The sequence below is a fragment of the Pontibacter liquoris genome, assembly GCF_022758235.1.
Taxonomy (GTDB): domain Bacteria; phylum Bacteroidota; class Bacteroidia; order Cytophagales; family Hymenobacteraceae; genus Pontibacter; species Pontibacter liquoris.
Genome location: NZ_JALEBG010000001.1, coordinates 2,322,400 through 2,340,915 on the forward strand (window position 1 = coordinate 2,322,400; position 18,516 = coordinate 2,340,915).

At 37.4% G+C, this 18,516-nt stretch carries 16 protein-coding genes; all 16 read right to left on the reverse strand.

Annotation, left to right across the window (positions count from 1 at the left end; translation table 11 throughout):
• Positions 1 to 47 precede the first annotated feature (47 nt).
• Positions 48 to 1,922 (reverse strand): polysaccharide biosynthesis protein, encoded by a 1,875-nt coding sequence (locus LWL52_RS09580; protein WP_242919227.1) that lies wholly within the window; start codon positions 1,920 to 1,922, stop codon positions 48 to 50.
• Between the two features lie 707 nt (positions 1,923 to 2,629).
• Positions 2,630 to 3,778 (reverse strand): DegT/DnrJ/EryC1/StrS family aminotransferase, encoded by a 1,149-nt coding sequence (locus LWL52_RS09585; protein ID WP_242919229.1) that lies wholly within the window; start codon positions 3,776 to 3,778, stop codon positions 2,630 to 2,632.
• A gap of 4 nt (positions 3,779 to 3,782) precedes the next feature.
• Positions 3,783 to 4,424: an acetyltransferase gene (locus tag LWL52_RS09590; RefSeq protein ID WP_242919231.1), complete on the reverse strand. Its 642-nt coding sequence runs from the start codon at positions 4,422 to 4,424 to the stop codon at positions 3,783 to 3,785.
• A gap of 40 nt (positions 4,425 to 4,464) precedes the next feature.
• Positions 4,465 to 5,100 (reverse strand): NeuD/PglB/VioB family sugar acetyltransferase, encoded by a 636-nt coding sequence (locus LWL52_RS09595; protein WP_242919233.1) that lies wholly within the window; start codon positions 5,098 to 5,100, stop codon positions 4,465 to 4,467.
• On the reverse strand, positions 5,097 to 6,104 hold the full coding sequence (locus LWL52_RS09600; RefSeq protein ID WP_242919235.1) for a sugar-transfer associated ATP-grasp domain-containing protein: 1,008 nt from the start codon (positions 6,102 to 6,104) through the stop codon (positions 5,097 to 5,099). The genes LWL52_RS09595 and LWL52_RS09600 overlap by 4 nt, the downstream gene beginning before the upstream one ends.
• Positions 6,104 to 6,709 (reverse strand): sugar transferase, encoded by a 606-nt coding sequence (locus LWL52_RS09605; RefSeq protein ID WP_242919237.1) that lies wholly within the window; start codon positions 6,707 to 6,709, stop codon positions 6,104 to 6,106. Before LWL52_RS09605 ends, LWL52_RS09600 begins: the two co-directional genes overlap by 1 nt.
• Positions 6,710 to 7,822 (reverse strand): glycosyltransferase family 4 protein, encoded by a 1,113-nt coding sequence (locus LWL52_RS09610; RefSeq protein WP_242919239.1) that lies wholly within the window; start codon positions 7,820 to 7,822, stop codon positions 6,710 to 6,712. It lies immediately after the preceding gene.
• Positions 7,823 to 7,832: 10 nt separating this feature from the next.
• A complete protein-coding gene (locus LWL52_RS09615) occupies positions 7,833 to 9,182 on the reverse strand; it encodes a polysaccharide pyruvyl transferase family protein (RefSeq protein WP_242919241.1) in 1,350 nt (449 codons plus the stop codon).
• 15 nt (positions 9,183 to 9,197) lie between these two features.
• Positions 9,198 to 10,397: a glycosyltransferase gene (locus tag LWL52_RS09620; protein WP_242919243.1), complete on the reverse strand. Its 1,200-nt coding sequence runs from the start codon at positions 10,395 to 10,397 to the stop codon at positions 9,198 to 9,200.
• 8 nt (positions 10,398 to 10,405) lie between these two features.
• On the reverse strand, positions 10,406 to 11,503 hold the full coding sequence (locus LWL52_RS09625; protein ID WP_242919245.1) for a glycosyltransferase: 1,098 nt from the start codon (positions 11,501 to 11,503) through the stop codon (positions 10,406 to 10,408).
• A gap of 35 nt (positions 11,504 to 11,538) precedes the next feature.
• A complete protein-coding gene (locus LWL52_RS09630; protein ID WP_242919248.1) occupies positions 11,539 to 12,663 on the reverse strand; it encodes a hypothetical protein in 1,125 nt (374 codons plus the stop codon).
• Positions 12,660 to 13,781 carry a hypothetical protein gene (locus LWL52_RS09635; RefSeq protein WP_242919250.1) on the reverse strand — a complete coding sequence of 374 codons (1,122 nt, stop codon included), beginning with the start codon at positions 13,779 to 13,781 and terminating at the stop codon, positions 12,660 to 12,662. The genes LWL52_RS09630 and LWL52_RS09635 overlap by 4 nt, the downstream gene beginning before the upstream one ends.
• A gap of 68 nt (positions 13,782 to 13,849) precedes the next feature.
• Positions 13,850 to 15,106: an EpsG family protein gene (locus LWL52_RS09640; protein WP_242919252.1), complete on the reverse strand. Its 1,257-nt coding sequence runs from the start codon at positions 15,104 to 15,106 to the stop codon at positions 13,850 to 13,852.
• Between the two features lie 5 nt (positions 15,107 to 15,111).
• A complete protein-coding gene (locus tag LWL52_RS09645; RefSeq protein ID WP_242919254.1) occupies positions 15,112 to 16,230 on the reverse strand; it encodes a glycosyltransferase in 1,119 nt (372 codons plus the stop codon).
• On the reverse strand, positions 16,223 to 17,317 hold the full coding sequence (wecB, locus tag LWL52_RS09650) for a non-hydrolyzing UDP-N-acetylglucosamine 2-epimerase (protein WP_367615692.1): 1,095 nt from the start codon (positions 17,315 to 17,317) through the stop codon (positions 16,223 to 16,225). Before wecB ends, LWL52_RS09645 begins: the two co-directional genes overlap by 8 nt.
• A 64-nt stretch (positions 17,318 to 17,381) precedes the next feature.
• Positions 17,382 to 18,506: a glycosyltransferase gene (locus LWL52_RS09655; RefSeq protein ID WP_242919256.1), complete on the reverse strand. Its 1,125-nt coding sequence runs from the start codon at positions 18,504 to 18,506 to the stop codon at positions 17,382 to 17,384.
• Positions 18,507 to 18,516 lie beyond the last annotated feature (10 nt).

An 18,516-nucleotide genomic window follows, 5' to 3' on the forward strand; every position in this document is an offset into this window, starting at 1 on the left:
TTCATCTTCCGGTGGGGTTGAGGCTGAAGTCTTACTAAGCAGTACTGCTATAGGGCTCTCCTCTCTGGTAAATCCAGCGCTTCATACCTGGAGTTCTTGCTCAGAAACTCCGGCACGATTAGCTTCATCTTGCTGACAGCTTTCAACTCATCACTATTTTTATTAAAATCCAGTAACTCACTTACATCACTTACCACCTGCTCATAGGCGTATTCTCTAACCTTGGAAATCTTAATCTTGGAATGATGTGTCGGAATGGTAAGTTCTTCCTCGTTCAGCAGCTCCTCATAAAGCTTTTCGCCGGGCCTCAAGCCCGAGTACACGATCTCAATTTCCTGCTCCGTAAAACCGGCCAGTTTGATCATCTTCCGGGCAAGGTCTACTATTTTTACAGGCTGCCCCATATCAAAAATAAAGATCTCTCCGCCATTCCCCATTGTTCCGGCTTCCAGTACCAGTTGCACGGCCTCCGGAATAGTCATAAAATAACGGGTAATGTCCGGGTGCGTAACCGTGATAGGTCCCCCTTTCTCGATCTGAGCCCGGAACCGCGGAATAACGGAGCCGTTGGAACCGAGGACATTTCCAAATCGGGTGGTTATGAACTTTGGTTTTTTTGAATCCGAGGTGGCAGTAATGCTGTTCAATGACTGGATATAGATCTCGGCGATCCGTTTGGATGCACCCATAATGTTGGTCGGGTTTACAGCCTTATCAGTCGAAATCATCACAAACCGCTCCACGTCAAACGTAACCGATAGATCCGCCAGATTCCGCGTACCCTGCACATTTGTAAGTATAGCTTCAGAAGGATTATTTTCCATCATGGGTACATGCTTGTACGCGGCAGCATGATATACGATCTGCGGATTGTATTCGCTGAATAGAGCATACATCCTGTTAAAGTTCTGGATATCGCCAATACATAACCGGATGGTTGCTTCCGGAAAAGCTTCCTCCATCTCCAGTTGGAGTTCGTGGAGAGGCGATTCAGCCTGATCTAAGATGATGACCATTTCCGGCTGGTAGCAAAGTACCTGCCGAACGATCTCGGACCCGATTGAACCGGCGCCTCCTGTTATGAGCACCCGCTTGCCGCTAAGGTCCGCCGCTATTTTTGTATTCTCTATCACAATGGGTGGGCGCTGCAGCAGGTCCTCAATTCGGAGCTCCTTTATCTGGTTCATGCGCAGGTCCCCCGAAATCCATTCTGCTGTGGGTGGAACAGTGAGCACCTTAATTCCCAATTCAATACATTTCTCGATGGTTGCTTTCTTTGCGTCCGTTTTCAACTCTTCGCTCATGACCACCAGCTTATCGATCTTTAACTTGGCCAGCAAGCCTTCAACTTTTCTGGAGTGGTACACCCGCACCCGCTGAATGTATTTGTCTACCTTGTTGGCATTATCATCTATAAAACCCGCAATCACAAACCGGCCCATGCCGCTTGTTTCAAGCGCCTGTTTTACAAGAATGGAGTTCCCGTCAGTACCATAAATCAGAATATGTTCTTTCTTTTCAGACGTTTTCCATTTAATATAGTAGAATACCTTCTTGGCACCTATCCGGAAGATGACAAGCGTGGAGGACGAGATAAAGAAGTTTACAAGTAAAACACTGTAGATATTCACTGTCTGCAAATGGTAGGCCGGACTCAACCAGGCTCCTACAATTGCCACATCGAGCAGGCTTGTCGCAAGCACCGCTCCAAAAACCCTATAAATGTCCTGCGTATTCGAATATCGGATCAAACCCGTATGCAACCGCATGAGGTAAAACATAGCTAAGGAAACAAAGCTATAAGCGCCTACATAAATAAAGAAATGTCCTCTTAAGATGTTCGTGAACTCGAACTGCCGGATAATGAAGAAGGCAAAGATGAAAGACAATGTCGTAATCCCCTGATCTATTACTAAAATCATCCACTTTGGAAGGGATTTATTGAGTAAAAATTTTTGCATAAGCAAAGCAATGAACTTTTATAAAATGAGGTATAACTAAGGCGAAAAATGAAAAAATAGGACACTTTCCGAAAAGAGCAACAGCGCATTTAATAGCTTGCTATTAAATGCATCGGATAAGCTGAAGTAAAATTACTTATATTTTTCATCTCTCCTAGAAAGTTCATACATTTTGTATTATAAATATTTTTAGAAGTTAAAAGTAACCTATTTCCTGTTCCGTGCGGTTCACCTGTGCAAGCCAATGTTGGCTATAAGTATCATGTAGAATGGCAATTATCCCATGATAAGAAGATCGTAAGTGGTCTTTAGAACGTTCAGGGTACATCATGCGAAGAAAAGCTAAATTCTAACCAAAACAGGTTTCAATAGTTAAAACCCGCCATTATATCGTAAATCCATCCTATTCTTTCGGTAGTCGTTGCTTCGGAGGGTAAGCATTTAATACTTCTGCTCTTCTAGGAGTTACGCTACAGTACGTAAATTTGGCTGCAAGAAAGTATAATTAGTAAGCACCAGATACGAAGCCACGTGAGCGCTTGCAAAATTGGATAAAATGCCTGCGCCTGAACAAGACTTAGTTTCATTCTAAGCTGTTCAGGCGCAGTATATTGATAGCAATTAGGCGGCCAACCTAGTTGTATGTTTTTGCATTAAACCAGAAGTGTTTAAGCTGGTATGGAACGGAAGCAGGCGTTTATATGATCCACTACCCGCTCCAAATCAGTAGCTGTTAAGTTAGATCCTGATGGCAGGCAAAGGCCTTTGTCAAAAAGCTTTTCGCTGGTGCCATCTCCATAGTAGGGCGCATGCGCGAATACCGGTTGCAAGTGCATAGGCTTCCACAAGGGCCGCGATTCGATATTAACTTTTTCCAGGGCAAGCCGGATATCTTCCCGGCTGACACCTGGCTCCTGCGCGTCGTCTACCAGGATGGTGCTGAGCCATCTGTTAGAGTAGAAATCGATAGTGGGCTCCTGTAGTACCTGCACCGCTGCCACCCCGGCAAATGCCTTTAAATAAAACTCGTAATTATCACGGCGCTGCTGCACTCGCAGCGGCAGTACGTCCATCTGGCCACGGCCAATGCCGGCGCAGATATTACTCATGCGATAATTATAGCCAATATGCGAGTGCTGATAATGCGGGGCATTGTCCCGGGCCTGTGTTGCCAGGAAACGCGCTTTCCTGATCCATTCCTCGTTTGCCGAAACCAACGCTCCGCCACCCGAAGTCGTGATGATCTTGTTGCCGTTAAAGGATAAGATACTCATGGCCCCAAAAGTGCCCAGCGGCTGCCCCTTATATGTAGAGCCCAGTGCTTCCGCAGCATCCTCTATTACCGGAATGGCATAACGGTCGGCAATGGCCATGATACGGTCCATTTCGGCAGGCATGCCGTAAAGGTGTACCACAATAATAGCTTTTGGCTTTTTGCCTTTACTGATCCGGTCCTGAATGGCTTCCTCCAGAAATTCGGGGGACATGTTCCAGGTATGAGGCTCGCTGTCGACAAATACCGGTGTGGCGCCCTGGTACGCAATAGGGTTGGCAGAAGCCGAAAAGGTCATCGACTGGCAGATCACTTCGTCCCTGGCCTGTACGCCCAGGATAATCAGGGCCAGGTGCAGTGCGGCCGTACCGGAGCTAAGGGCTGCCACATGCGTATTGTGCCCCAGGAAGGTAGCCAGGTCTTGTTCAAAACCATCTACATTCGGGCCCAGCGGTGCGATCCAGTTAGTATCAAATGCTTGTTTTACATAGCTAAATTCGTTTTCGCCCATGTGCGGGGAAGAGAGCCAGATCTTATCTTGCATGGTATTATTCGTGATATTTAACATTTATTGCAGGTACACCAACAGCAGTGCAGTGAGCTGGTAACGATTCCTTAACAACAGCGCCAGCTCCAACTTTTGTCCAAGCTCCAATCTCTATATTATTCAAAATTTGAGCACCTGTACCAACATATACCCCCTCTCTAACAACGACGCCTCCTGAAATATTCACAGAAGGCATAAATGAGGTAAAATCTTCAAGGATTGCATCATGACCAACCGTACAGGTAAGGTTCAGAATTACAAATTTACCTACTTCTATATTTACTGTCAGTATATTATTAGCAGTAATGATTGCACCTTCTTCTATAGTTACATATTTACCTGTTAACACATTTGGGTGCATTAGAACAGGGTAGCTTAGTTGAGGATTTGAAAGGCGTGATATAATATCAAATCTTATTTGTGAGTCACCGATAGCTACTGCAACAGAAATATCACCTGTTACTGCATTTAAGTCGGCTAAATTACCTAAAACTTCATATTCATTTATAATTGTCCCTTTTTCAACCCCATCATCATAGAAGCCAAGTATTTGCCATTGTAGCTTAGAAGCATTTATTTGCTCTATCAGCATCATAACCTCTTTTCCAAAACCCCCAGCTCCGAATATAGCTATTTTTTTCATTTAAGAAGAAAAGGCTAAATTGATAAGTTTGAACTAATAACTAGCCATTAGCTACCTTACCTGGTACACCAATCACTATTGAGTCAGGGAGTATGCTTTTTACAATCATAGCCTGGCCACCAACTATAGAATTATTCCCTATTCTTACATTCTGACGTGTAGATGCCCCTATACCTATGTCTACAGCCTCCTCTATAAAAGTAAATCCTGCAAGGTTCACACCAGGAGCCAGAGAAGAATAATTTCCAATAGTACAATTATGCCCGATAGCGCAATTCATATTCATAATAACAAAATCACCCAAAGCCGTTTCGTAATTTATTGCAACCCCCGGATAAAGTATCACACCTTTGCCAACAGATACATGTTTTGAAAGCCAAGCGTGTTTTGAAATAAAAGATGGAAATTTAAGGTTATAGTCTGCAAGTGAATTAGCTATCTGTTTTTTTACTTTTGGACTGGCTATACCGATAGCAACAGTTACCTCCTTATTTGCATAATCTTTTATATTCGCTACAGGTCCTAACACCTTATATCCATAGAGAATCTTGCCTATTTTACTGAGATCATCATCTAAAAAACCCAATACCTCAAATTCTTGATCAAATTCCTCTAAATTGTAGGCTAAAAACCCGCCAACATTTCCGGCGCCTATTATTAATAAGGGTGTTTTCATAAATATTTTAGTAGTTCTGCTTTTAACCCTTTCTTTACCGGCAGCTGCCAAAGTAACTTACACCAGTTATGATTCCCTTCGATTAGCTCAGGCCCATTATTCGTAATAGCTACATCCCATCCAATCGATCTGTTCTCAGTATTCTTAAGAGCCGCTTGCTCAACCATTTTTATTGTTTCATTCCAAAAAGGAATTTGGAACCCAACTATTTTCACTTGAGTAACAGGATGAACAGTTTCTTCTCTTTTTGTAATGTCACTATAAATGGCAGCCCCATCTATTATACCTGTTTCTAAATTTATAGGTGCAGCTATGTTGCCTGCTGCTAAATTGTCAACTGATGAGTTTACGGTCATGCGAAGTCTTGCACCCAGGATCTCAACTTTATTATCCTTTGTGAGTTGCGTAAAAACACGAATTGTGTTCAATCCTGAGGGCGATAAACCATTTAATGCGTCATGCTGAACAACAAACTCTTCTACTAAGTCATTCCCTGTACTTTTCAATCTGCTTATTAAAGACACAGCATCAAAGTCCTTACTAATTCTCACTTCAATTCCATCGCCACATTGGCCGGATGAGCTTTTTAACACAAGCTTTCCAGAACTGTTTGATAATAGTGAAACAGCCAGGTCGGGGTTATTCTCGATATCATGAACTGAAGCAAACTTATGTTTAACAAACTGCTTATAATGCTTAAGGAACTGCAGTTTGTCTTCAAGTACATTTCGCGAAGATTTGGGATTCATACTTAAATGATACTCATACATAAATCCAGTACCTGCATAGGTACTTCTCTCCGCGTTGGTAAGCTTGTAAAAGCGAAACTGAAAATACTCTAGTAAGGAAATATTATACTTCAAACTAGAGGTAAGCATGTCTGCAACAAGGGCTGATTTGCTCTTCTTTTCCTGAACAGAGGCATATTCAAGAAAACTTCTGAGCTTAGCCCAGTCAAGCTCTCTTAAATAATATCCCAGATACAGCAGTCGTTTATGTAACATTAATTCTTTCCGTTAAAAGGTTGCATTGGCCTTTCTTCACTTTGATTTACTCCTTCACGCTTTATAACCTTCTGGAAGGTCAGCCACAGTATCTGGAAATCTAATTTAAATGAAATATTATCGACATATTCAATGTCGTAATTAAACTTCTTAGTCCAACTAATACTATTCCTGCCATTTACTTGCGCCCAACCCGTTATGCCTGGCCTTACTTCATGCCTACGTTTTTGCTCTTGCGTATAAAGCGGAATGTATTTAAATAGCAATGGACGAGGCCCAACTAAGCTCATATCCCCTTTCAGAACATTCATTAATTGTGGAAGTTCATCTAAAGATGTTTTGCGAACAAATCTTCCAACAGATGTCATTCTCTGGTTATCTGGCAACAAATCTCCATTCTCATCCCTTTCATCTGTCATTGTTTTGAACTTGATGATTAAGAATTCCTTTTCATTTTTCCCTGGCCTACTTTGATAAAAGAAAGGTTTTCCTTGATTCACCACCCATAAAAGTATGGTTAATATTACAATAATGGGTAGAAATAATAGCAAGGCTACCGAAGATACTATAAAGTCAATTATTCGCTTTAGATAGGATCTATACATTTAAAGTACCTTTTTGTAAATATCTACCATTTCATGAATAGCACGGTCTAAGCTATATGAATTTGATAGTATATGAGAATTCATTCCCATTTTCTCAGTTAATTCTTTACTTTTCCAGAAGTCATAGATTTTATTTGCCATATCAACACTATCATTTAATTCTACAATAAATCCATTGACACCATTTTTAATTAAGTCCCTATTACCCCTTACATTTGTTGCTACTAATGGCTTACCACAAGCCATTGCTTCTACTATGTTAATAGGTAAACCTTCCTGTGTACTGGATGATATTCCTATATCTGACGCTTGCACATATTCATAAATATCATAAGTAAACCCAATGAAATTTATAACATCTTGTAAGCCCCTCTTTTTTATCTCTTCATCATGATAACTCCAGTCTCCTCTTCCAGCGAAAATAAATTGCAAATTAGGAATCTTACCGTTTAACTTGCTTGCAACTTCAATCAACATATTCTGATTCTTCCTCCTACTAATCTCTGCAGGATAAACCAAAACAAATGCATCGGGTGCAATACCTACTTTTTTTCTTATCTTAAGTTTTTCGTCCAGATTAGGAACAGAGAATTTAGAAAGGTCTACGCCTACTCCTGGTACCAACTTTATTTGTTTCGCCCCAAATCTATTGCTAACTGCATTATTGTAGTCCTCTCCATTTATAGTTACTAACACATCTGTAAAGTCAGATAATAATTTCTCTAAAGGGAAATAAAGCAACCAGTTTAATTTAGGTGCGCCTTTATAAAAGTGAAATCCATGTGCAGTATATATAACTTTAGTGCCTCTTTTTCTAGCATTTCGGGATGCTAGCCTCGTTAAAACGCCAGCAGTTGGAGTATGACAATGAATAAGCTCATAGTTATTACTATCAATCAAGTTTTTAAGTATTTTAAAAGCTTCTATATTACTTTTAGAAAATGGTTTACGATCGAAAGGAATATTAATTTTTTCATCGCAATAAGGCAATTGCGTATCGCCTTTGGCAGCTACATGAACTTCATAGCCTGCTTCTTTAAACCAACGGAGGTATGGTAAATGAAAGACTTTGATATGCCCATCAATTGTGGCTGTAAACAATACTTTCTTCATCAATAACTTGTTACTTTAAAGTTTCACTTATTTGCAGTAAAAACTTTTCTCGCTCATCTCTCAAAAATATCCTATGAGCATTCACTTTACTCAAATAGGCTTCTCTACTATTTACAACAGACTTGAAAGCAGATTTTAAATGTTCCGCATCAACATTTTCAATCGGAATAACATAATCGTCTAGATTAAGATCCTGCATAATTCCGTAACTTTTATTACCTCCATAAGCAATGGCGATAGAGGGCACGTCAACATTCAGTGCAAAGATTACGGAGTGAAAACGAGTTCCAACCATGAAATCCAAATAAGAATAAAATTTGGTTACATCTTCGCAGTTTAGATCAAAGTCTTCAACATAACTATAATTCTCTTCCGCAGAAGCGGGCATAGCTTTTATCACTTCTCTTAAGGCTATCCGGTCATCTTCATGACTACTTGGCCCTAAAGTATGAGCAAAGAAGATTATATGGTACTGGTCATTAATAAGACCAGTTAAAAAGCTTACCATCTCACTTATATAGGATCTGTAGCGTTCAACAGGATCGGTTGAAGAAGGGAAACGGTAAGGTCGGAGTGTTACCCCAACCAATTTTTTTTCACCGAGAGGGATGTTTCGTTCAGCAAAATAAGCTGTAAAATCTTTCGCTGAAGGTTTCAGATAAAATCCAAGATCAGGGTACTTATATGTTTTAATTTTGAGCTGGCTTTCAACAAATTCTTTAGAAACATTTTCTCTTACGGTCACTAATTTACATTTAGAGAATACTTTCCTAACTATAGCTCTAGTTAGATAACCCTTAATAGGACCAATGGAGTTTGGTAAAACATAAACTTTCTTTTTATACCTGTTGGCTAACATTAAGTAATATAAAGAGAAATAAATAAGGTATAAGTCGGTTATTTTCCCGTAAGCATGAATAAACCCTCCACCTTTTACAAATACAGCATCTGCTTCCTTAAAATCCTTTAATGTTTGCTTTTCCGCATCTGAAAGGAAAGATTCTCCTAGCCTGTTTAGAAATTTAAAGTTGAATAGGAGTAATGATGTGGTGAATAAATCGATTATTGCTTGAAAGCCCCACTTCAAATAAACAGCAGGCGAATACTGTACAGATTTGCTTTTGTTTTTCTGAGTAGCTCTTCCAGGATGTTTTAAGAGGCGGGGAACAATTTGATACCCTAACTGCGCAGTTTGTCTTGTTTGCAAATGAACATCCTCAACTGAATTCCCACTTTCAAAAAGGAAAAATTCTGCATCAGGTAGTATATCTTTAACTAAATTGATTGATTCCCATATTAAAGCCTGATCTCCTCTATTTAAATCTGTATTGCTGGGAAGTATAAATATTTTGGGGTGCATAATTGTAATTAAATGCTAGCTTAAATGGTAAAAGTCTGTTGTAAGACCACTTATTTTTTTAAAGAAAAGGCTCCTCTTTTCAGTTAATATGTTTATCGCATATTGCCTAGCTATTTCTAAATTTCTTATTGCTTGTTCATTCGCAAAAGTCGGATTCTCTAGCATATAAGTTATCTTCTTAGCTAAAGCATCAGCATCATTCTTAGGAATCAAAACTGGTTCTTCTAAAAGCTCAGGAATCCCCCCTATTGATGTTCCAATACACGGCAGTCCTCTTGCCATAGCTTCAACTAAAGCTCTTGGTAGGCCTTCCGTTCTTGAAGGCTGTATATATATATCGGCTTTATCTAAATAATCTCTTACTAATGAAGCTGGTTTTACTGCTCCTGCAAAGTTCACATGTTCAGCTATTCCAAGCTTTTCAGATAATAAAATCATATTATCTTTAAATCGGCCATCTCCTAACCATACTACTTTTACATTTAAACCCTTAGTTCTAATTTGCTTAGCTGCCTCTAGCATCACATCAGGTGATTTATACATTTGGTCTAAAGAACCTAAAGCAATTAATGTAAAAGCACTCTTCCCTAAATCAATCTGTCTTGATCTTTCAACAAAAGCTTCTTCAGGTAAAACAACATCAGATGCAGAAATGCTGAATGTTCCAGGAGATATCGGGTATCGCTTTTGAAGTGCTTGGGCAGTTACATATAAAGCAGCTGAAGATTTTTTCACAGTATTTCTTAACTGTACTAATCCTCTATATCTGAAAAAAATTCTGAGTGGATGATTGAAGCCCCCAGGAGCAAATACATCGAATGGATCTGCAGCTACCTCTACAGCATAAGGTTTATTTATTTTCTGCAGTTCTTTAGCAGCCATATTTCCAATCGTTCCTGGAATTCGGCATATAACAGCAGCCTCTATCGCCACGTACTCTTTTATAAGTTTTTTGATAGAAGCTCTACTTTTCAAAAATTGTTTAGGCCCAATGTAGTATGGTATTTCTAAAACTTCAATTCTAGATCCATTTACTTTTGCAGCTTCATTAAACTCTTTTCCCTTTACATTTTCTACACGAGCCACTACATATATTTTAGAAAACTCATTTAAGTAAGGTGTAAGTGAAGCGTAAGATAAAGAAGAATGATAACCGTAAACATCTCCGTTTTCAACCTTACTTAATCTGGCATTCGAAAAAAACAATAAATCCATTTAAACTCTTAAAGGTTATCTAAAAATTCTTTGAAGCGTGTATCATGGTCAAAATTTCTTTTTGCCCATTCACTCGCCTTTAATTCAGGAAGGGATGATCGATTATGATATAGTTCTAAAATCTTCTTTGTTGCAGCCTCTGTATCTTTTGGCTCTATCAATTGAGAAAGCAAATAGTCAGGTACAGTTTCCCTTATTGGTTCTATGTTCGAAGCAATAAATGGCACGCCTGATATCATTGCTTCAATTAAAGAATTTGGTTGCCCTTCTGTTAGCGATGGGAAATAGAATACATCAAAAGCTTTTAGCACCCTATTCACATCTTCACGATAACCTAATAATTTAACACGATGCAATAGCCCCATTTCGTTTACTAAGTCTACCATAGCCTTCGAATCTGTTCCTCTTCCACAGAATACGAAATAAATATCCGCATGCTTTGCACATAAAAACCGAGCTACTTCTAATATAGAAATGTGATTTTTTACGGCATCGAATCGACCTGTATGGCCTATAACAAAAGCATCAACAGGAATTCCAAACTTTAATCTGTCAACCGATCTCTCAATCGAGATGTTAAACTGGCTTTGATCAACACCATTATAAATAACTTGGAATCGATTATCATCTGAACTCCGGTCAGGAAAAAAGTAGTTTAATGCCACATTAGAGTTAGCTAATATTTGTGTCGCATTCTTGTAAACTAATTTTTGTACAAAACTATTATACTTGAGCGTAAAAGCATTCTCTTTAAAATGATTTGTCGACTGTCTATAAAATGCAATTCTTTTTTTAATACCAGCATATTTACTTATCAAAAGATAAATACCTGCAAAGTTACCAGTAAAATCACAAACAGTATCAACACCTTCCTCTCTTAAAAATTTAAATATCTTATACCAGGATAATAGATTTAGGTATCCGGTTTTGATTGTAACAATATTAACATTTAGGCTTTGGTAATGTGGTAACAATTTTCCAGCCCGGCCACTCTTACAAATAACTATGGGCGTAAACTTACCGTCCGAGTACTTTAAAAAACGAAGTAGGTAATTTTCAAGCCCCCCTGGCTCAAGAGAAGTTAGCAGGAAGCAAACTTTTTTCATTATTAAATTTTAGAGTTCACAAATAGGCATCTTACTTAGGCCATTAAATTCCCTAATTCATCACTTGACATAAACTCTACATCTGGCCACCTACTCACAATAGAAGATAATAAGGATTTAAAGAGCTTTAAATTTTCATCTCTGTTTTTAGAATCAATACTACCTATATAGTTTAATCTGTGTGATCCGATAATTGCAGGTTTCTTCCATCTGAATGCCACATCAATTCCTGACAGACAATTCTCTACCGCAGACTTACGCCCCATTAAAGTAGGTTCAAAGTATGTATTACGAACTAGGTATTTCTGATTAAAATTATTAGACTGACCAGTGTAATGTAAAATTCTCTTATATTTTGATTTACCAACTAGAGGATGTTTTTGAAAAGGGTTACTTTGCATAAACTTAACCCCAATATTGGAAAGCGTTTCTTCATTTGATGAACTCCACACATAAGACGGCGCAATAAAAGAACTTGAGGTATAGCCGAAGATTGATCTAAATAGATTCATACCTTCAATTAATATTTCTTCCTTGTTAGTTTTCTCTTCAAGTGAATCATAATCTAATGCAGGCATAAAGTCTTTTCTTCTTTCTTTCGTAATAGAATTACTAATACCAAACAGGTTATAGTTGAAAGCCAAGTGTGTTTCTGTTAGACCAGCGCGGAGTGCATTCATCCATCTGTCAACATTCACGTGCTCTCTACCATGAAATTGAGGCTTGAATACTTCATCTTTCATTCCTTGCTTCCATAACTGGAAAATATCAGAATGTCTTGAGTACTTTTTAAGTGTTTCAACAAAAGGCTCATAATGGTATTCCTGAAAGTCTGAATTCTTAATTTTTTCAAAATCAGGATTTGCAACTATTGTGTTTGCAGTAATTACAGCTCCCCTGTTATTTTTATCTTTAACTGAATTTAGTAGCTCAAACAGTAAAGTTAAATCATCACAACTAGCTAAAGAATCAACCCTGTTATAAGCACAATTATCAACTCTAACCCCTGCTTTAAGCAGTTTATCATATACCTCTTTAGATGGCATCCTAATGCTACCCCAATCATCCGATTCAATAACAACGATCTTTCGGTTAGTATGCCATCCTGGTATATTAAACAGAATTTGTTTAGCATTACTTCTTAGTGTACTTAAGTTCATTCCCCTGATACAAGTGAGTTTAAAGATTTGGAAGACATAAACTCAACATCTGGCCAAAGCTGTTGTACTTTTTTTAATAATAGACACAAAGATTTTATACCACTTTCTCTATTCTTGTTAGAAATTGATCCTACAAAATTAGCTCTATGCGTACTAATGATAGCAGGCTTATTCCACCTGAATGCCAGTTTAATATCCTCTAAACAATATGGAACCCAATCTTTACCCTCAGAATGAGGTTCAAAAATACCGTTGCGGGTTATGTAAGTTTGATTAACATGATTTTGGTTACCGAGTGAATAATGTTTTGTTGTTAAGTTACCGTTCGTATTTGGAATTTGCTGAAGGCTTGGCCCACCTAAAAATTTGATACCATTTTCTTTTAGTGTCATTTCAAAGTTATCTGTTCGGGGATAAGGGCCATTGGGTGGAACAAAATAATCTGATCTATATTTAAAGATATCTTCGAACATTCTTAACCCATCCACAACAGATTCTTTCATGAACAGAATATCAGCAGGCATGTCAGGTTCGTAAGCAGCACGATAAGATTTTTTGATTTGAGAAGCGTAACTTCTGGAGAATCCATTAAACTCATGCTCGAAACCAAAAATGGTATCCTGTTGCCCTATCTGTAAATCTCTTAGCCAACGATTAACTTGTAAGTGCTCACGCCCATGATATTCTGCATGGAATAACCCAGTGTTTATGCCTTTATGATATAACTCTATGATTCTATCATGGTCCTGGTACTTACTTGCTGTCTCCGGGATTGATAAGTAATGATACTCTTTATATCTTGATGCCTTTATTTTTTTATAATCTGGATTAGCAACATTAAAGAATCCGGTAAATATAGGATGGTTCCCATTTTTATCTTTAAAACCAGATAAAGCATCAAAAAGCATCTCAAGATCCGTATTGGACTCTAATATGTCATTCATTGTCATAGGACACTTTTCAACGCTGTATCCTGCTTGTTTTAATTTGGTTAGTGTTTCTACACTTCTGGCTCGCTCACTTCCCCAATCATCTGATTCAAGTACTAATATTTTCCTGTTTGTTCGCCAGCCTGGAATATTTCTAATATTCTTTCTTAAAGCAGAGATTATATTCATTTTATTTTTTTGGTAATTGAAAGCCGGTATATCACCTAACTTGTTCTTTACACTAATATTGATCCGATCTACTTTATAATGTCTATTATAGCAATGTCTGAATCTACTATTAAAGATATTATTGGATTTCCTAACAGAGTTACTGCTCCAATCGTATCGAACCCTAAACGCAGTGCTACTACACAATAAAAAAGTAATGGAACTACAGATAATTTAAGAAACTTCTTATAGAAGCCTTCTTTGCCCATACTTTGTAAAAAAAAGAAGATTGCTGTAGTTGCAAAAAGATTGGCTACTGTAACAAAACGCCCTCCAGAAGGCATTAAACTCATAATATTAGAAAAAGCCAGAAACAACAACGAGAAGGCATATAGGGCATGCAAATTGGCTTGTGTCTTTATATAAGTAAATCCTCTGAAGTACATGATACAAATGAAAGTTACAATCACCCATTTAAGAGCATATATATAATATTTGGCGTGCCAGCTTGTATTTTGTATACTTCCTTTAAGTTGGCTGACATATTCTTCATTTGTATACCCACTTAATTTACTTGAAAAAATGTCTGGGACTATATTTTTTAATGTCTCATTTAGAAACCCAAAATTTACTTCAGAAATAAAGAAAGTCGCTAAAAACAGTAGAAAGTAGAGATTGGTCCTGTTCCGAATAAAAGTATAAAGTATCAATACAAAAACAGGTAAGACAAAAGAAAAGTGAACCAAGACAGACAATGCTGCGATCAGAAAGCCTTTCCTTTTTTTATCAAAAATATATCGAACAGCACCATAAAAAAAGATATGTGCCGCAGTCCACATTCTAAATCCATTGATTTGCCAGAACCCAATAACGAAGGCAAAAACAAAAATAAAAAGTACTGTTTCTTTATTTATTTTAGGACCGGCTTTTGAAATTATATACCAGATATTTCTGGAATAAAAGAAGCCAAATATCAAGCCATATACTAAAAAAAGAATTTTATAGTTTGTCGTGAACAGAGCAACCACATAGGATATTAAGGGTTGGGCTATATCTACGTAAGTCGTATTTTCATTATATAATTGGCTGACAAAATTGTCAAAAGACAACTCTGATTGAGCTATCTGTAAAAATTGATCTCTGTACCTGCTCGAATCTATTCCTTCATTTGAAATGACCATGGTATAGCCATAAAAGGCTACAAATAACCACACAACATTTTTGGCCCAGGTGGCTCTATAATTTTTAATAGCTACCAAAAGGGCAAGAAGGGGAGATAAAATATATATCAGATATATATATATTTTATTCCGGTTACGTAACAGATATTGATCACCCTGTATCATAGATTTTATTCTTCTGAATGTGCAAGCTCTAAAAACTTACTACATACATTTTCAATGCGATACTGGTCAGGATTTTCAACAGACAACTGGTTATGATAGTCTCTAGCAAAGAATTCATTTACAACTGCTTTATCTAAAGCACCAGTTTTGATAGAAAGTATAGGCTTGCCAATTATAGCATAATCTATTAATTTACTTGGTGTTTGCTTATCTCCTATGTTTTCAAAATTAACTACAAAGTCCATTTGACTGAGATGAGCAAGCAACTCTTGCCTGGGTATGTATTCATGAAGGATTATACGACCTTCTGCTTTTTCAAGAAAAGGGCGAACTAAGCCAGGTACGTTTGTGTAAATGTGAAATCTAAATTTCAAATCAAGATTTACTAAATATTCCAGCAGTTCCTTAGGGTCTCTCCTTCCTGGAATAAATCCTCCTGCATAGCCAAAGGTTGGAATATCATTACCTCCTGTGTTATCAGTGCTTTGAAAATCCTCAAACCTGAAGCCTTGCGGAATAACTTTTATCTTCTCCTGAAATTCAGGATAATAGCCTCTTTTAGCACCAGTTGTAGGCACAGTTAAATAATCTGCTTTTCTGCAAAACCATTTCTCTACATATTTATAGAAAAAAGGTGGAGTAAAGGTATCATTTTCCTGTCCCATAAAAGGATCCCCACAATCTGCGATCCATACTTTTGCGATTCGGTGCGCTTCAGACCTTGTCATAGCTACTCCCCAATGTACAGGGTACGGAACCGCAACAGATATCAGTAAGTCATATCCACTTTCATTTTTAAGAGCTTGATTAACCAACCATTGAAGTTCAATTTCAGGATACTGAAGAACCAGATTGGACACTCTTCTGACTAATCGTCTGATTTTTAAATTTAAACCCCTACCATTCAATTGAATAGCTTTCCATGTTGGTTTCCCCAGGTCTTTGATAACTATATTATGCTCCTTTTCAAATGAAGTATGTATCTCAATATCCTTAGGAGTTATAACTGTAACCTCATGTCCTTGTCGGGCAAGCTCTTTTGCCAACTCTGTCGTTCTAAACGAACGCGGTGAGTTCATCGGGAAAAAGCTCCTGCTAACTATCAATACTTTCTTTTTATTCATTAAATGCTTTAAGTATTTGTGTTACAATTCTCTCTGCAGAATTACCATCCCATAAAGCAGGTATGCCGCCTTCTTTCCAATCCCCGTTAAACAATTTAGTTAAATAACCATTTATGTTCTTTGGGTCTGTTCCAACTAACTCGTTTGTTCCTATAGTTATCGTTTCTGGCCTCTCTGTGTTATCTCGTAATGTCAAACAAGGAACACCTAGTACAGTAGTTTCCTCTGTAATACCTCCCGAATCTGTAATTACTGCCTTTGCATTTTTTACCAGATAATTAAACTCCAGATATCCTAAGGGATCAACTATATTTAAATTTGGCGCACTTATACCTAAACTAGTGAAGATTTTAGCCGTTCTTGGATGAATTGGGAAAATTATTGGCAGCCCCTGTACACCATCCACAATTTCCTGGATCAGTTCCTTTAATTTTTCACCTTCATCTACATTAGCTGGACGATGTAGCGTAAGAACGATATAGTTCTTATCCTTCAAATCCAATCTCTGATAAAACTCAGGAGCTTTAAATTTACTTTGATTGACCAACAGCGTATCAATCATCACATTCCCAACAAAATGTATCTGGGCTTCGTCTACTCCAGCTTTTAATAAATTGGTATTTGCTATTTCACTGGTTGTAAAAAAGTAATCTGTAATACTATCAGTAACCAAACGGTTAATCTCCTCAGGCATACTAATATCAAACGACCTGATTCCTGCTTCAACATGTGCTACTTTTGTATTCAGCTTCTTAGCTACAATCGAGCACGCCAAAGTAGAAGTAACATCACCTACAACTAACACCAAATCAGCAGGATGGTTCATTAGCTCTTTTTCAAAGGCTACCATTATGGCACCAGTCTGTTCTGCTTGTGTCCCACCTCCTGCTTCTAAATTTATGTCGGGTTGGGGTATCTGAAGTTCCTCAAAAAAGGTATCGGACATCTTTTGATCATAATGCTGCCCTGTATGTACTAACCTATAAGAGATTGGTGCCCCATTACTCTTAGCTTTTAATATGGCATGGATTATAGGAGCAATTTTCATGAAATTTGGTCTCGCTCCTGCAATAAGTGTTATTTTCACTTTAGCTATTTTTTATGTTTTGGAATTCAATAATGATTAAAATCTTAAAATTGTAAAATCATTATCAAGTTTTGTATACCTTCTCCCAGGTTTGTAAGCAGGCTGTCCAACTAAGTTTATTAAAAATCACATTACTGTTTCTCTTTCCTATCTCTTCCCAATTATCATATTGGCTTAAAGCAGCCTTTATGTTCTCAGGTAGTTTGCCTTCACTGGTTCTAACAAGTTTCACTTCCCACAAATCATATAAATCATAAGGGAGCCAATCGCCCACAACTAGCAATTTTCCAGCTGCTATCGATTCAGATAAGGAAGCTGAAAATGCATCTGAAACTTGAATATTAATGTCTATATCCGACGCGCATCTTAGAAGTGCTAATTCTTTCTCTTCTAATTTACTTTCAAAAACAGTATATGTCACACCGACATTATCAAGCTCAAGCCTTAATCTATTCTTGTATTCAGTATCTCCACCATAAGTAAGTGGTACAAATACATGTACATCTTCTTTTATCTCGCTTTTTAAGTTACCGATAGCTTCAATCAATTTAAGATGCTGTTGCAATGGACTTGCATTATACCCTATACTTATTATTCTTTTTGAAAGCGGAATATTATACTTTGTTTTAAATTCAGCTATATCTCTTTCTGTTACACTATTTATTAGATCCAGTAATTTTAAGCCAAAGAAGGTTGATTGCGTCTTATGCTTGTATTCAGGAAATTCGTTTTCGAAGATTCTTTTAACACCTTCAACCATTGTTATGGAATCACTATACTTTAATAGTTTTTGATAAGCCTTCTTTTGTTGATCTGATGCTCTTAAATAATCTGATCCCCAGAAAGTTGTTACTAAGCGACATCCCTGTTGCTTAATTTGCTTTGCATAAAATGCATATTCTTTGTGAACATAATGTACATTCACAATATCACCATGCTTAAATTCTTTGCTAATACATTTTTTGTTGATATAGGGGATAAAGAATCTTCTAATGTATTTGATCTTTAGAACCCATTTTGCCCACCAGTAAGAATTTATAAATGTTGTATATCCTGTAACCGGATCATAAGTTTTTGAACTAATAAAATCATAAACACGCACGCTATGACCTTCATGCTGTAAACGATGCACCAGTTCCAGAAATAAAGGATTTGTTACGGCAAGGTTGAATATGAATAGGATTCTCAAGGTTATGTTA

Bases quoted from the DNA above. Each gene is read 5' to 3' on its own strand.
- LWL52_RS09635 (WP_242919250.1), bottom strand. From the start codon at position 13,781: ATGAATATAATCTCTGCTTTAAGAAAGAATATTAGAAATATTCCAGGC.
- LWL52_RS09615 (WP_242919241.1), bottom strand. From the start codon at position 9,182: ATGCACCCCAAAATATTTATACTTCCCAGCAATACAGATTTAAATAGA.
- LWL52_RS09640 (WP_242919252.1), bottom strand. From the start codon at position 15,106: ATGATACAGGGTGATCAATATCTGTTACGTAACCGGAATAAAATATAT.
- LWL52_RS09590 (WP_242919231.1), bottom strand. From the start codon at position 4,424: ATGAAAAAAATAGCTATATTCGGAGCTGGGGGTTTTGGAAAAGAGGTT.
- LWL52_RS09605 (WP_242919237.1), bottom strand. From the start codon at position 6,709: ATGTATAGATCCTATCTAAAGCGAATAATTGACTTTATAGTATCTTCG.
- LWL52_RS09595 (WP_242919233.1), bottom strand. From the start codon at position 5,100: ATGAAAACACCCTTATTAATAATAGGCGCCGGAAATGTTGGCGGGTTT.
- LWL52_RS09580 (WP_242919227.1), bottom strand. From the start codon at position 1,922: ATGATTTTAGTAATAGATCAGGGGATTACGACATTGTCTTTCATCTTT.
- LWL52_RS09600 (WP_242919235.1), bottom strand. From the start codon at position 6,104: ATGTTACATAAACGACTGCTGTATCTGGGATATTATTTAAGAGAGCTT.
- LWL52_RS09645 (WP_242919254.1), bottom strand. From the start codon at position 16,230: ATGAATAAAAAGAAAGTATTGATAGTTAGCAGGAGCTTTTTCCCGATG.
- LWL52_RS09610 (WP_242919239.1), bottom strand. From the start codon at position 7,822: ATGAAGAAAGTATTGTTTACAGCCACAATTGATGGGCATATCAAAGTC.
- LWL52_RS09625 (WP_242919245.1), bottom strand. From the start codon at position 11,503: ATGAAAAAAGTTTGCTTCCTGCTAACTTCTCTTGAGCCAGGGGGGCTT.
- LWL52_RS09620 (WP_242919243.1), bottom strand. From the start codon at position 10,397: ATGGATTTATTGTTTTTTTCGAATGCCAGATTAAGTAAGGTTGAAAAC.
- LWL52_RS09630 (WP_242919248.1), bottom strand. From the start codon at position 12,663: ATGAACTTAAGTACACTAAGAAGTAATGCTAAACAAATTCTGTTTAAT.
- LWL52_RS09585 (WP_242919229.1), bottom strand. From the start codon at position 3,778: ATGCAAGATAAGATCTGGCTCTCTTCCCCGCACATGGGCGAAAACGAA.